The sequence below is a fragment of the Burkholderia sp. MSHR3999 genome, assembly GCF_000833595.1.
Lineage (GTDB): Bacteria > Pseudomonadota > Gammaproteobacteria > Burkholderiales > Burkholderiaceae > Burkholderia > Burkholderia ubonensis.
Genome location: NZ_JRFO01000002.1, coordinates 274980 through 289243, shown reverse-complemented (window position 1 = coordinate 289243; position 14264 = coordinate 274980). Strand labels below are relative to the sequence as shown.

Annotated in this window: 14 protein-coding genes; 4 read left to right on the top strand and 10 right to left on the bottom strand. The window is 70.4% G+C overall.

Going from position 1 to position 14264, the window contains the following annotated elements; all coding sequences use genetic code 11:
- Positions 1-8: 8 nt before the first annotated feature.
- Both KY49_RS12020 and KY49_RS12015 read left to right on the top strand, forming a co-directional pair.
- Complete coding sequence (locus tag KY49_RS12020) at positions 9-1097, top strand: FecCD family ABC transporter permease (protein ID WP_042584880.1); 1089 nt, start codon at positions 9-11, stop codon at positions 1095-1097.
- A gap of 40 nt (positions 1098-1137) precedes the next feature.
- On the top strand, positions 1138-1959 hold the full coding sequence (locus KY49_RS12015) for a heme ABC transporter ATP-binding protein (protein WP_042584879.1): 822 nt from the start codon (positions 1138-1140) through the stop codon (positions 1957-1959).
- A gap of 36 nt (positions 1960-1995) precedes the next feature.
- On the opposite strand, the gene KY49_RS12010 is transcribed toward KY49_RS12015, so the two are convergent.
- The 7 genes from KY49_RS12010 to KY49_RS11985 all read right to left on the bottom strand — a co-directional run bounded on the left by KY49_RS12010 (position 1996) and on the right by KY49_RS11985 (position 8591).
- Complete coding sequence (locus KY49_RS12010) at positions 1996-2607, bottom strand: trimeric intracellular cation channel family protein (RefSeq protein WP_042584878.1); 612 nt, start codon at positions 2605-2607, stop codon at positions 1996-1998.
- A gap of 11 nt (positions 2608-2618) precedes the next feature.
- On the bottom strand, positions 2619-4727 hold the full coding sequence (locus KY49_RS12005) for a penicillin-binding protein 1A (RefSeq protein WP_042584999.1): 2109 nt from the start codon (positions 4725-4727) through the stop codon (positions 2619-2621).
- A gap of 228 nt (positions 4728-4955) precedes the next feature.
- Positions 4956-5792 carry a bifunctional allantoicase/(S)-ureidoglycine aminohydrolase gene (locus KY49_RS12000; protein ID WP_010096429.1) on the bottom strand — a complete coding sequence of 279 codons (837 nt, stop codon included), beginning with the start codon at positions 5790-5792 and terminating at the stop codon, positions 4956-4958.
- Between the two features lie 429 nt (positions 5793-6221).
- Positions 6222-6656 (bottom strand): hypothetical protein, encoded by a 435-nt coding sequence (locus tag KY49_RS11995; RefSeq protein ID WP_042584877.1) that lies wholly within the window; start codon positions 6654-6656, stop codon positions 6222-6224.
- Between the two features lie 331 nt (positions 6657-6987).
- On the bottom strand, positions 6988-7647 hold the full coding sequence (locus KY49_RS11990; protein ID WP_042584876.1) for a methyltransferase family protein: 660 nt from the start codon (positions 7645-7647) through the stop codon (positions 6988-6990).
- A 109-nt stretch (positions 7648-7756) separates the two neighbouring features.
- Complete coding sequence (locus tag KY49_RS38110) at positions 7757-7921, bottom strand: hypothetical protein (RefSeq protein WP_175550692.1); 165 nt, start codon at positions 7919-7921, stop codon at positions 7757-7759.
- A 250-nt stretch (positions 7922-8171) separates the two neighbouring features.
- Positions 8172-8591 carry an HIT family protein gene (locus KY49_RS11985; RefSeq protein ID WP_042584875.1) on the bottom strand — a complete coding sequence of 140 codons (420 nt, stop codon included), beginning with the start codon at positions 8589-8591 and terminating at the stop codon, positions 8172-8174.
- Positions 8592-8869: 278 nt separating this feature from the next.
- Here KY49_RS11985 and KY49_RS11980 point away from each other — a divergent pair, with 278 nt between their 5' ends.
- Together KY49_RS11980 and KY49_RS11975 are read left to right on the top strand one after the other, a co-directional pair.
- The gene (locus KY49_RS11980; protein ID WP_231636381.1) at positions 8870-10024 is read left to right on the top strand and encodes a hypothetical protein; all 1155 of its coding nucleotides are present in this window, start codon (positions 8870-8872) and stop codon (positions 10022-10024) included.
- 259 nt (positions 10025-10283) lie between these two features.
- A complete protein-coding gene (locus KY49_RS11975) occupies positions 10284-11684 on the top strand; it encodes a serine hydrolase domain-containing protein (RefSeq protein ID WP_042584874.1) in 1401 nt (466 codons plus the stop codon).
- A gap of 56 nt (positions 11685-11740) precedes the next feature.
- On the opposite strand, the gene KY49_RS11970 is transcribed toward KY49_RS11975, so the two are convergent.
- The 3 genes from KY49_RS11970 to KY49_RS11960 form a co-directional block, all read right to left on the bottom strand.
- Positions 11741-12364 (bottom strand): glutathione S-transferase family protein, encoded by a 624-nt coding sequence (locus KY49_RS11970; protein ID WP_042584873.1) that lies wholly within the window; start codon positions 12362-12364, stop codon positions 11741-11743.
- Positions 12365-12507: 143 nt separating this feature from the next.
- Positions 12508-12978: a DUF2269 family protein gene (locus KY49_RS11965; RefSeq protein ID WP_042584872.1), complete on the bottom strand. Its 471-nt coding sequence runs from the start codon at positions 12976-12978 to the stop codon at positions 12508-12510.
- Positions 12975-14237: an SDR family oxidoreductase gene (locus KY49_RS11960; RefSeq protein ID WP_042584871.1), complete on the bottom strand. Its 1263-nt coding sequence runs from the start codon at positions 14235-14237 to the stop codon at positions 12975-12977. Before KY49_RS11960 ends, KY49_RS11965 begins: the two co-directional genes overlap by 4 nt.
- Positions 14238-14264: the final 27 nt, after the last annotated feature.

Below are 14264 nucleotides of genomic sequence, written 5' to 3'. Positions count from 1 at the left end.
TCGTCACGATGCCCGCTCATGCTTCGTCCTTCACCGCACCGACGCGCGCGGCCTCGTCCGGCGCCGCGCGCGTCGGCGCGTCGCGCCGGCTCGCGCCGTTCGCACTGACGGCCCTTGCCGTCCTGGTCGCCGCTGCCGCCGTCGCCTCGCTGTGCGTCGGCGCGTATCGCATCCCGCCGGCCGAACTCTGGGCCGCGCTGACCGGCGACGCCGCTGCGCAACAGGCGCGCGCGGTCCTGCTCGACATCCGCGCGCCGCGCGTCGCGCTCGCGCTGCTGGTCGGCGGCGGGTTCGGCGCGGCGGGCGCCGCGATGCAGGCGCTGTTCCGCAATCCGCTCGCGGACCCGGGGCTCGTCGGGGTATCGAGCGGCGCGGCGCTCGGCGCGACGACGACGATCGTGCTCGGTCCCGCGCTGTTCGCCGCATCGGCCGGCGCCGCCGTGCTCCCTATTGCCGCGTTCGCGGGCGCGCTCGCGGTCGCGGCGCTCGTCTACCGGCTCGCCGCGTCGCGCGGCCGGCTCGCGCTGCCGCTGCTGCTGCTCGCCGGCATCGCGATCAACGCGCTCGCCGGCGCGGCGATCGGGCTGCTCACGTTCGCCGCGAACGATGCACAGCTCCGCACGCTGACGTTCTGGAGCCTCGGCAGCCTCGGCGGCGCGCAATGGCCGGCGCTCGCGGCGGTCACGCCGTGCGTCGCGATCGGCTGCGCGCTGCTCGCGCGCGAGCGCGACGCACTGAACGCGCTGCAGCTCGGCGAAACCGAAGCGCTGCATCTTGGCGTGCCGGTGCAGCGGCTCAAGCGGCGCGTGCTCGTCGCGGTCGCGCTCGCCGTCGGCGCGCTCGTGTCGTGCGCGGGGATCATCGGCTTCATCGGGCTCGTCGCGCCGCATTGCATCCGCCTCGCGTGCGGCCCCGACCAGCGGATCGTGATGCCCGGCGCCGCGCTGCTCGGCGCGCTGCTGACGCTCGCCGCCGATCTCGCGGCGCGCACCGTCGCCGCGCCGGCGGAAATTCCGCTCGGCGTGCTGACCGCGCTGCTCGGCGCGCCGTTCTTTCTCGCGCTGCTGTGGAAAAACCGCGGCGCGCTCGGCGGATGAGCGTGCCGTTTTCCACGCCAGCGCCCCTTCCTTCACGACCATGCTGATCGCCCACCAACTCGAAGTCGCGCGCCGCCGCGCCGTCATCCTTCGCGACCTGTCGCTGTCGATCGAGCCGGGCTATGTCACCGCGCTGCTCGGCCGCAACGGCGCCGGCAAGAGCACGCTGCTGAAGACCTTCGCCGGCGAGCTGAGCGGGCGCGGCGCGCCGGCCGGCGCACGCATGTCCGGCGCCGTCACGCTGAACGGCGAAGCGCTCGCGCACATCGACGCGACCCGGCTCGCGCGCCTGCGCGCCGTGCTGCCGCAGGCGGCACAGCCGGCGTTTCCGTTCAGCGTCGACGAGATCGTGCTGCTCGGCCGCTATCCGCACGCCCGCCGCGGCGGCTCGGCGTCGCGCCGGGATCGCGACATCGCGTGGTGCGCGCTCGAACGCGCGGGCGCCGACATGCTGGTCGGCCGCGACGTCACGACGCTGTCGGGCGGCGAACTCGCGCGCGTGCAGTTCGCGCGCGTGCTCGCGCAGCTGTGGCCCGACGACGGCGACGATGCCGCGCAGCCCCGCTATCTGCTGCTCGACGAACCGACCGCCGCGCTCGATCTCGCGCACCAGCACCGGCTGCTCGAGACCGTGCGCGCGGTCGCGCGCGAATGGCGGCTCGGCGTGCTCGCGATCGTCCACGACCCGAACCTCGCCGCGCGCCACGCGGACCGCATCGCAATGCTGGCCGACGGCACGATCGTCGCGCACGGCGCGCCGCGCGACGTGATGACGCCCGCAAATATCGCGCGCTGCTATGGGTTTGCGGTGAGGATGGTCGAGACCGGCGACGGTGGGCCGCCGGTGATGGTGCCGGCATAGCGCACGCTTACGTCGACGACTGGCTTGCGCCGCCTGTCAACGCTCGACGTCGGCCACGCCGAACGTCCGCATCTTCCAGCCCAGCCGCACCGCGAGCATCCGCATCGCGAAGCCGGCCACGAGCGCGGCCACGGTCGCCACGCCGGCGTCGATGCCCAGGTACTGCATCCCGACATACAGCGCACCCGTGCAGAACGCGACGCTCGCATACAGCTCCTCGCGCAGGATCAGCGGCATTTCGTTGCACAGCAGGTCGCGCAGCATCCCGCCGCACACGCCGGTGATCGCGCCGGCCAGCACGACGATGATCGGCGCGCTGCCGGTCTTTGCGCCGATGTCGCAGCCGATGATCGTGAACGCCGCGAGGCCGACCGCGTCGACCGTGACGAACAGCGTCCTCATCCGCGCGAGACGGCGCGCCGCCCACGACGCAAACGTCGCCGCGGCCAGCGTGATGACGAGATACTCGGGATGTGCGATCCAGCCGAGCGGATAGTGGCCGAGCAGCACGTCGCGCACCGTGCCGCCGCCGAGCGCCGTCACCGCGCCGACGAGCGCGAGGCCGAAGCGGTCCATCCCGCGCCGCATGCCCATCAGCGCCCCCGACATCGCTTCCGCGACGATCGCGATCAGGTACAGCGTATGCATGTCGCGTCGCCTCAATCGTCGGTGCGGAACAGGTCGAGCACGCGCTCGCGCTCGGCCGCGTCGACCGCGGCGGGCATCGCGACGCCCGCCGCCGCGTCATGTCCGGCCACGGCGGACGCGCCCGCCGGCGCAGGCGCGGCCGCGCACGCGAAGTCGCTGCGCACGAACGGCGGCACGTCGGCCGTGCACGCGCCCTGCGTGTATTCCGCGTAGACGAAATCGCCGTCGACCACCGCGACGTCGCGCGGCTGCGCGGCCTCGGCCGGCGCGCGCCCGTCGACCGCCGTCTTCATGTAGTCGAGCCACACCGGCAGCGCGAGCGTCGCGCCGGTCGCGCGCCCCACGCCGCGCGGCGTGTCGTAGCCGAGCCACGCGACCGCGACGACGCCCGACGAATAGCCGGCGAACCACACGTCCTTCGAGCCGTTCGACGTGCCCGTCTTGCCGGCCGCATCGTCGCGGCGCAACGCGAGCGCGCCGCGTCCGGTGCCCGCGCTCACGACGTCGCGCAGCATGCTGTCCATCATGAACGCGTTGCGCGCGGAGATCACGCGCGTGCCGGCCGCGGGCGACGCTTCGTACAGCACGCCGCCGTGCCGCTGCTTCACCGACGCGATCAGGCGCGGCTCCAGCCGCATCCCGCCGTTCGCGAACACCGCGTACGCGCTCGCCAGCTCGAGCGGCGTGACCGCGCCCGACCCGAGCGCGAGCGGCAGCGACGCGGGATTGCGCCGCGCGTCGAAACCGAAGCGCATCGCATGCTGCTGCACGTAATGCGGATCGGCCGCCTGCATCAGGCTCACCGCGACGAGGTTCTTCGAGCGCACGAGGCCGCGCCGCACCGGGATGAAGCCCTCGTAGCGATTGCCGAAATTGCGCGGCCGCCACGGCTGCGCGCCGGTCTCCGCGCGGGTCAGCGTGCGCTGCGCATCGTCGACGAGCACGCCCGGGAAATAGCCTTTCTCCAACGCCGCCGAATAGACGAACGGCTTGAAGCTCGACCCCGGCTGGCGATACGCCTGCAACGCGTGATCGAACCCGTTGCGGGCAAAATCCGCGCCGCCGACCAGCGCGAGCATGTCGCCGCTCGCCGCGTCGAGCGACACGAGCGCGCCTTCGAGCGCGGGCTTCGCGTCGCGCGCCGCCGGCTGGCGCCGCAGCCCGCGCGCGAGCGCCGCTTCGGCCGCGTGCTGGTCGCGCATCGTGATCGTCGTCGTCACGTCGAGGCCGAGCGTGTACGCATCGTCGCGGAAGCGCTCGACCATCATGCGCCGCGCGCGTTCGGCCACATACGGCGCGGCGAGAATGCCCGGCGGCGGCGTGGTCGACAGCGCGAGCGGCGCGTTGACGGCCGCGCGATACGTCGCGTCGTCGAGCCGGCCGAGCGCGTGCATGCGGCCGAGCACGTAGTTGCGGCGCGCGGTCGCGCGCGCGGGATTGACGACCGGATTGAACGCGGACGGCGCCTTCGGCAAGCCGGCCAGCACCGCCGCCTCGCCCGCGCTCAGCGCATCGAGCGGCTTGCCGAAGTACACCGACGCGGCCGCCGCGAAACCATATGCACGCTCGCCGAGGTAGATCTCGTTCATGTACAGCTCGAGCAGCTTGTCCTTGCTGTATTCGCGCTCGAGCTTGTACGCCATCAGGATCTCGGCGAGCTTGCGGCTCAGCACCTTGTCGCGCGTCAGGTAGAAGTTGCGCGCGACCTGCATCGTGATCGTGCTGCCGCCCTGGCCCGGCTGCCCGGTGACGAGGTTCGCGAACGTCGCGCGCGCGAGGCCGCCGAGGTCGACCGCGCCATGCCGGTAGAACTGCGCGTCCTCGGCCGCGAGCAGCGCGTCGCGCATCAGCGGCGGCATGCGTTCGAGCGGCACGAACTCGCGGCGCTCGACGCCGTATTCGGCGAGCAGCTCGCCGTCGCGCGAAAAGACCCGCAGCGGCAGCGCCGGCCGATAGACGGCCAGATGCTCGACGGACGGCAACTGCGTCCAGATGCGATGGATCGTCCACGCGCCGGTGCCCGCGCACGCGACCGTCAGCCCGAGCAGCACGCCGGCGAGCATGCGCCAGACGCGGCGGCGCGGCGGGGCGGGAGGTGGGGAAGCGGTCGTGTCGGTCATGTCGGGCTCCTTCTTCGATGCCGTGAATCCGCGGCGCGCAACCTGTCGCCGCTCGTCGCGAAAGGCGCGCATTGTCGAAGGGATGCCCCGAAACCGGAACATTCTTTAGCCAAAGTTGGGCTGGCTAAATTTTATTTAGGCTGCTCAGGATCGCAAATTTTCGACGAACCAACGCAAAAAGCCCGCCGGCTTGCACCGGCGGGCCCGTTCGGCGATCACGCGTTTCGTTCAGCGCGCCGCGTTCAGCGTCAGGTTCATGTGACGGTTCACGTCCTTGTACAGCAGGTAGCGGAAGCGGCCGGGGCCGCCCGAGTAGCACGCCTGCGGACAGAACGCGCGCAGCCACATGAAATCGCCGGCCTCGACCTCGACCCAGTCCTGGTTCAGGCGATAGACCGCCTTGCCTTCGAGCACGTACAGCCCGTGCTCCATCACGTGCGTTTCCGCGAACGGAATCACGCCGCCCGGCTGGAACGTCACGATGTTCACGTGCATGTCGTGGCGCATGTCGCTCATGTCGACGAAGCGCGTCGTCACCCACGCGCCGTCGGTGCCCGGCATCGGAATCGGCTCGACGTCCTGCTCGTTGGTCACGAACGCTTCCGGCAGCGCAATGCCGTCGACGGCCTGGTAGCGCTTGCGGATCCAGTGGAAGCGCGCGGCGGCGTCGCTGACGTTGTGCAGCGTCCAGTTCGCGCCCGGCGGAATGAACGCGTAGCCGCCCGGCTTCAGCACGTGCTTCGCACCCTGCAGCGTCAGCTCGACTTCCCCTTCGACGACGAACAGCACGGCTTCGGCTTCCTTGTCCTGCTCGGGCTTGTCGCTGCCGCCGCCCGGATTCACTTCGACGATGTACTGCGAGAAGGTCTCGGCGAAGCCCGACAGCGGGCGCGCGATCACCCACAGGCGCGTGTTCGCCCAGAACGGCAGCCAGCTCGTGACGATGTCGCGCATCACGCCCTTCGGAATGACCGCATACGCCTCGGTGAACATCGCGCGATCGGTCAGCAGGTCGGTCTGCGGCGGGTGGCCGCCATGCGGCGCGTAATACGTTGTCTTAGACATAAGCATCCAGGCAATGGGTGGGTCCGTTCCGCGGCGGCGTGACGCCGCTGCCGGGGAAACGTGAAAGCGGCTCGGCTTGCGCTCGCCGGCCCGCACGGCCTTGCGGCGACGCAACGGCGGCGGGCACGGTTGACGATATCGGAGTCGCCCGCGATTCACCAATTAAATGTTGGGATGGATGCCATTCGTTTTCGCACTACCCGCGCGGCGCGCAGCGGCGTACGAAAAACATGCGGGGAATCGGGAAGGCACACGCACGCGGCGTGCGGATCGGGAGAAATTCAGGAGATCGGGTGCAGCGGGGAAACCTGCAGTGCCCGGCGGACGCGGGCGGCGCGCGCCGCCCGGCCGGGTCTCGAGCGTGACCGCCGCGTCCTGCGGCGCGCCGGTCGCGCGCCGCTCACGCCGGCGTGTCACTCGCGGGGACGATCAGTCCCAGTCGCGACGATGATGTTTGTGGTGGTGACGGCGATAGCCGCGATCGTCGTCATACGAGTTGCTGCGCGACAGATTGCCGCCGAGCGCCGCGCCTGCGCCGCCGCCGACGGCCGCGCCGAGGAGGCCGCCCGTGCGGCCGCCCATCGCGTTGCCCGCCGCGGTGCCTGCGCCGCCGCCGAGCGCGCCGCCGATGATCGCGCCGGTGCGCTCGCGACGGTTCGACGTGACCGCGCCGCCTGCGCCGCCGCCGATCGCGCCGCCGATCACCGAGCCGGTGCGGCCGCCGACCGCGCCGCCGACCGCTGCGCCGGCTACCCCGCCGAGCGCGCCGCCAAGCGCGTTGTTCAAATCACTCGCTGCTGCCGGCAGCGCAGTCGCGCCGGCAAGAGCGGCGACGACGAGGGTGGGGGCGATCTTCTTCCACATGCCCGGTTCTTCCTTGTTCGCAATCTGTTTATCGAGGGTTCGCTCTGGTATGACGATTCGCGTCGACCGGCCCGTTCGATGCAGGGTGCGCAGCGTCGGACGAATTCATTTCATTGAGCTTGCGGCGAAGAATAGCATCGGTCCCCGACGCTTGCCCTCTACATTGTGGTAACAAGATGTTTGCGCTTTGGAAACACTCGGCGCACCTGTCGCGGCAAGCCCGGAAACCCGCGCCGGCACTGGCTTGCCCAGAGGTTCCGGCCCTCCGGAATCAGGTGCCGGCCGCGTCGCGCAAACGCAACTCGCGGTCGCGCGCGACGGGCAAAGCGGGTCAGTAGACGCCGGGAATCAGCCGCCAGGTCCGCGCGCAATACGCATCGTACTCGGCCCCGAAATGCGCGCGCAGCAGCGCTTCCTCGGAACGGATGCGCGCGACGAGCGGCGGAATCGTCAGCACGGTCAGCAGCACGCCGACGCCGGCGCGAAACGCCAGCGCCCAGCCGAGCGAATTGACGAGCAGGCCGAGATAGCTCGGATTGCGGATGACGCGATAGATGCCGTCCGTGACCAGCGTATGGCCGGGCTGGATCGCGACCAGCCCGCTGAAGCGGCGGCCCAGCACGAACACGGGCCAGAGGCGCAACGCGCCGCCGGCGATGTACAGCGCGACGCCGGCCCAGCGCAGCGTTTCCCCATCCAGCGTCCAGACATCCAGCCGGTCGGTGAGCGCGGGCAGGTACGCGGCGGCGAAGCCGATCGCGCCGAACGCGGCGAGCACCCAGCGGTTGCCGCGATCCTCGCGCTCGCCGGGGCTCAGGTTGCCGCTGCTGAAGGCCGCGACGACGGTCATGACGATGGTCGCGATCGCGACGACGGTCAGCGCGGGGTGCGAGAAGAACGCGGCGAACCCGCCGCTGCCGAGAACGGCAAGCCCGAGGTAGACGAGCGTGACCGCGACCGACAGGGCCGCGACCTTGGGCGTGAGCGTCATGGCTGTCTCGCTGGGACGAGTGTTTTCCGCAGAAGTATAGGACGGCGGCGTCCCGGCGAGCCTGTGCCTGTTTTGCGGCCGTTTGTGCCCGATTACGGCCGGCGCCGCGTCAGCGGATCCGGAACGAGCCGCCGATACCGATGCTGACCGGCGGCGCGTAATACGCCGGTGCATAGCCGTAGTAGGCCGGCGCGGGCGCATAGCCGTACGGCGGCGCGACGACGCAGCCGGACAGGCCGCCGATCAGCGCGAGCGTGATGAAAAGTCTGGACATGAGGGTTCCCGGTACAGGACGAATGACGCCGTGCGAAGGCTGCGCCGCGGGACGCAATGCGCCCGCTGCGAAAGGCCCGAACAGCAGCCCATATCGTCCGATGAAGCGATGAACCGAGTGTAGCGTCCGCGCGCTTGCGGGACGTTTCGCGCACCGTTACACGTGTTACCCGGGATGACCGCTGAAACACCCGGCGCGCCGGACGCTGCCGCCCTGCTCGCCGCATCGCCTGTCGCGATGCGCGCCCGCGTCAGACGAAGCGTTCGCGAATGCGTTGCGCGATCGATTCGAGGGTCGCCGCGTCGGCGACGTCGCGCGCGTGCAGCTTCAGCGCAACGCCTTCCCAGCGCGGGATCACATGGAAGTGCACGTGCGCGACCGTCTGGCCCGCCGCGCGACCGTTGAACTGGCCGATGAACATGCCGTCCGGCTGCAGCGCATCGCGCACGGCGGCCGCGACGCGCTGCGTCATGCGGATGCACGCGGCCGCGGCATCGGCGGACAGGTCGAAGATTTCCGCCGCGGGCTCCTTCGGGATCACGAGCACGTGACCGTCCGCCTGCGGCATCAGGTCCATGATCACGAGCGTGGCGTCGTCTTCCGCAACCTTGACGCACGGCAGGTCGCCGCGAAGGATTTTTGCGAACGGGTTGTTGGTGTCATAGGCCATGGCAGGTTCCGATAAGCGTGAGTCCGGGATGTCGATCGAGTCCGAACGATTATCGGCCGACCGCCGGACGGATTTCAACCTGTCAGGTTGCGCGCGGCATGCATCGATGCACGCGCAACCTATGCGGCAGACGAAAGGAATAACCGTGTGCGGCAGTGCGTTTACGCACAGCGCCGCTTCGCGCCGCAACGCCGCGCGCGAGCTGGCGCCGGACACCCGTAGACTGCGCAGGCCGGCAGCCCGGATGGTCTTTCACGATCGTCTACCGGAGTCATGCCATGATCCCGCTCCCCTCCTGTCGTTCCCCCGACCCGCCGGCCATCGCCCGCACGTCGCGCGCGATGGCGCGCACGCTACGCCGCGCGGTCTGCGGCGCCGGTCTGGTCGCGCTGTCGTCGGCCTACGCATGGGCCGACGGCGGAACGATCCTGCCGCCGTCGTCCGTCATCGCGTCGACGGTGCCGACGAACGGCGACCTCAACCCGTACGGCATCGCCTTCGTCCCGTCCGGCGTGCCGGCATGGAGCACGCTGAAACCGGGCGACGTCGTCGTGTCGAACTTCAACAACAGCGCGAACCTGCAAGGCACCGGCACGACGATCGTGAAGCTGTCGCCCGACAACTCGCCGACGGTCTTCTTCCAGGGCCAGAACCTGGGCCTCACGACCGCGCTCGCGGTGCTGCGCAACGGCTTCGTGCTGGTCGGCAACGTGCCGACGACGGACGGCCAGCACGTCGTCCCGCCGGGCTCGCTGCTCGTCATCAATCCGCAAGGCAGTCTCGTGACGCAACTCGTCAGCGCGGCCCTGCTCGACGGACCGTGGGACATGACCGTGATCGACCGCGGCCAGCGCGTGACCGCGTTCGTGTCGAACGTGCTGAACGGAACGGTGGCGCGGATCGATCTCATGTTCGACAACAGCGGCGGCGTCACGATGCTGCAGAGCTCGCGCATCATCGCGTCGGGCTACACGTTCCGGACCGATCCCAGCGCGCTGGTCGTCGGCCCGACCGGCCTCGCATACGACGCCAACAATGACATCCTGTATGTCGCGTCCACCGGCGACAACGCCGTGTTCGCGATCCGGAACGCCGCATCGACGAACGGCAACGCCGGCGCCGGACGGCTGATCTACTTCGACAAGAAGCACCTGCATGGCCCGCTCGCGCTGGCGCTCGCGCCGAACGGCCACCTCGTGACCGCCAACGGCGACGCGGTGAACCCCGATCCGCAACAGCCGAGCGAGATCGTCGAGTTCACGGTGGACGGGCAGTTCGTCGCGCAGATGCAGGTCGACATCGTTCCCGGGGCGGCGTTCGGGCTCGCGTTCGGACTGGGCAGCCAGCGCCAGCCGCAGTTCGCTGCCGTCAACGACAACACGAATTCCGCGACCGTCTGGACGCTGCGTCCGAACGGCAACAATCAGCAATAACGCGGTAACCAGGCAAGCCGCCCACGCCAGAATCGGCGGCGGCCCATTCGATCTCAGGCGACGCGCAACCGGGGGCGCGGCCGAGGGACGCGTCGCGCGTCGGCCTGTCTTTCCGTTCCGCCGGGGGAGTCCGCTCGATCCCGGGCCTTGCCGGGGGACGGCGGCATCATGCGCCGCGCCGCGACACGCGCGCGCGATTGCCACCACGCGCCCGAACCTGCGACACTGCCGATTGTGACCCGACGGCAGACAACCCAGCATGACGACACCCTTCAAGCCGCTGCTTCGACGCGCCACCGCGCTCGCGCTGATCGCCGCGCTCGGCTACGCCGGCTACACGCTGTCCCGGCTCGCGCCGATCGCGACCGGCTACGCGGCCAAGACGCTGTGCTCGGGCGTGTTCGTATCGGGCCGCCCGGCGGCGTCGGTGATCGACGTCGACATCACGGCGGGCGTGCATCCGCTGCTCAAGCTGGTCCATCCGTCGGTCGACCCCGCCCGTCATCTGGCGCGCGCCACCTTTGCCGGCTTCGCCGCGCGCGAAGCGGTATTCCGGCCGGCGCTCGGCTGCACGCTCGCGCTCGGGCCGTCGACCGACGCACTGCCCGCCGCGCTGCCCGACCCGGCCCCGCCGCCCGCCGCGCCCGCGGCAGCGCCCGCGCCGGATGACGGCGTGGACGCGCACAAGCTGCAGACGGCGCTCGACCGCGCGTTCGACGAGCCCGATCCCGCGCGGCCGCGGCGCACGCGCGCGGTGGTCGTGCTCCATCGCGGCCGCGTGATCGCCGAGCGCTACGCGCCGGGCTTTTCGGCGGACATGCCGCTGCCCGGCTGGTCGATGACCAAGAGCGTGACCGCCGCGCTGGTCGGCATGCTCGTCGCGCAGCACAAGCTCTCGCCGGACGCATCGGCGCTGCTGCCCGAATGGCGCGACGCCGGCGATCCGCGCGCGCGCATCACGCTCGACGAACTGCTGCGGATGACGAGCGGCCTGCGATTCAACGAAGACTATGACGACCCGCTGTCCGACGTCGCCGTGATGCTGTTCACGCAGCCCGACACCGCGCGCTTCGCGTCGGCCAAGCCGCTCGCGGCGCCGCCGGGCACGCGCTGGCATTATTCGAGCGGCACGAGCGCGATTCTCGCGCGCGTGATGCGCGACGCGCTGGGCGGCACGGAAACCGACTATCTCGCGTTCCCCCAACACGCGCTGTTCGCGCCGCTCGGCATGCGCAATGCGTTCTTCGAGCCGGATGCGTCGGGCACGCTCGCGAGCGCGTCGTTCATGTATGCCAGCGCGCGCGACTGGGCGCAGTTCGGGCAGCTGCTCCTCCAGGACGGCGTGTGGGGCGGCAAGCGCCTGCTGCCCGAAGGCTGGGTGCGCTACATGGCGCGCGCGACGCCGCAAGCGCCGCGCCAGGAATTCGGCGCGCATCTGTGGGTGAAGGTGCCCGAGCCGTTCAACGACCCCGATCCGCATGCGCCGGCGCTGCCGGCGGACGCGTTCCATGCGGTCGGGCACGAAGGCCAGTTCGTGAGCGTGGTGCCGAGCCGGCAACTGGTGATCGTGCGGCTCGGTTTGTCGCGGCCGGAAGCCGCGTGGAATCACGAGGCGTTCGTCGCGCGCGTGCTCGATGCGGTGCCGGCGCGCAGCGAGTGAACGCGGCCGGGCCCGCGCGCCGGGGTGCGCAGGCCGCGGGTCGCGCAGCCTGCCGCTCAGGGATTCTTGCTGCCGCCGTAGGCTTCGAAGCCCGGACGCGCGGCGAGGCGCTCGACATAGCGCGTAATCGCCGGAAAATCCGGATGCTCGAACGGCGTGCCGAACCAGCGGTTCACCGACAGCCCGATCGGAATGTCGGCGAGCGTGAAGCGCTCGCCGGCCACGAACGCGCCGGTCGCGTCGAGTTGCGCGTTCAGCACGCGCATGTGCTTCGTCCAGTCCGCGATCGACTTTGCAATGGCGTCCGGGTCCTGATGATCGGGCGACTTTCTCACGAGGCCCTGAAACGCGAAGACCCACGAACGGTTCAGGTCCGAGGCCTGCCAGTCGATCCATTGATCGATCCGTGCGCGGGCCCGCGGTTCGGCCGGATAGAGCGCCTCGCCGCCGTAGCGGTTCGCGAGGTAGCGGATGATCGTGTTGGATTCCCAGAGCACGAAATCATCGTCCTTGATGACCGGCACGAGGCCGTGCGGATTCAGCGCGAGGTAGGCCGGATCGTCGGTCGAACGAAAGCCGGAACCCCAGTCTTCGCGTTCGAACGGCAGGTCGAGTTCCGCGCACAGCCACAACACCTTGCGCACGTTGATGGACGGGATCTTGCCGAGGATGTGCAGCATGCAGGCTCCTTGTTCCTTTTGAGGTCGGGTACGGCGATTCCGGAATCGTCTGATTATCGCGGATTCTTTTCCATCGAATCCATCGATGATCGCGCTGCAAGCGAAAAAATCAGAAGGCAGGATTCATCGTTTGCACTTCTCGCTCACATCGGCTTCAGCACCATCAGGAAATAGACGGACAGCATCGCGAGAAACGCCGGATAGCCGAGCCGTTCCCAGGCCTTCGCGTAGCGCCAGTACCGGTCCGGCAGTTCGGCGGCGCCGTTCGCATGCGCGAGCTTCGCCATCGCGGCCAGCTCGATCTGCAGCCACACGACCGGCAGCCAGCACGCGCCCGCCAGCAGGTACAGGCCGAGCGATGCGACGAGCCACGGCGTATTCCAAGGCCAGCCGGCCGCGTGCGCGAGCCACAGCCCCGACGCGGGCTGGAAGATCACGGCCGGTGTCGTGAACCACCAGTCGGCGCGCACCACGAGACGCGACACGGCGGCGATCGCCGGCACCGAGCGCGTGCGGTTCGCGAAGAACAGGTAGAACGCGGTGCCGAGCCCCGTGCCGACCAGCAGCACCGACGACACGATATGCAGCGCCTTGACGACGAGATAGGTATTCACGAACGCTCCTCCTCAGCAAACAGGATCAACAGGACGGCGAGAATCGGCACGTTCTTGAGCACGGGGCCGAACGGTTCCGCCAGCAGGCCAGGCATCGCGACCGCGATGACGGCCGAGTACGCGACGATCAGCACGATTTGCGCAGCCCACAGGCGGCGCGACGGCGCGACGACGGTCGCGACGCCGATCACGAAATCGAGCGCGCATGCCGCATAGAGCGCGGCCAGCGCGGAGATTCCGGTCAGGTGCACGTGCGCGAGCAGCGCCAGGCTGTCGCGCAGCGGATGGATGAACGCGCTCGCGATGGCCGTCCAGATCCAGACGATCGCGAGCGAGCCCGTCAGCAGCGGACGCCGCCACGCCGCGAGCGCTTCGTGGCGCAGCGCCACGGCCTGCGCGCCGATGAACGCGCGCAGGCCGCGCGGCGGCCGGCCGAGCGCCGCGCTCGATGCGGCGAGCTCGCCGGTATTGCCGGCGCGCAGCATCGCCCACGTGTCGCGCGTCAGCATCGCGCCCGGCATCCGCCCGGACAGCGCCGCCGCCGCGCCGCACAGCGCCCCCGGCACGCTGACGCGCATTGCAGGCGGAAACCCCATCGCGCGCCGGTAGATCGCGAGCATCTCGCGGTACTCGACTTCGTCCGCGCCGACCACGTCGACGATGCGCTCGCCCGCCGCGGGCCGCTCGATCAGCCGCGCGACGAGCTCGGCCAGATCGTCGACGTGCACGGGCCGCAGCAACTGGCGGCCGCCGGCAGGCAGCACGTGCACCGGCAGGCTCGCGAGCATCCGGAAATAGCGCGCGGATGCGCCCGTCGCGCCGTACACGAGCGCCGGCCGCACGATCCGGAAATCGATCGGCAGCGTCTGCAGGTACGCGTCGGCGGCGAGCTTGCTCGCGAAATACGCGGTGTCGCCGCGCTCGACGCCCAGCGCGGAAATCTGGACGATCCGCCGGACGCCGGCGCCGCAGCACGCATCGAACAGCGCGCACGGCGCCGCACGGTGCACGGCGTCGAGCGTCACGCCGCGCCGCCCGGTCAGCATGCCGACCGCATTGACCACCGCATCGATCCCGTCGAGCCGCGCGCGCCAGTGTTCGGGCCGCACGTCGCGCGCATAGTCGATCGCGATCTCCCCGGGGCCCGCCGCCCGACGCCCGGCATGCACGCCGCGCACGACGCGATGGCCGCCGGCCTCGAGACGCGCACACAGCGCACGCCCGATGAATCCGTTCGCCCCGCAAACCAGGATATTCATGCCGATGCCTCCATCGCGTGCGCTGAC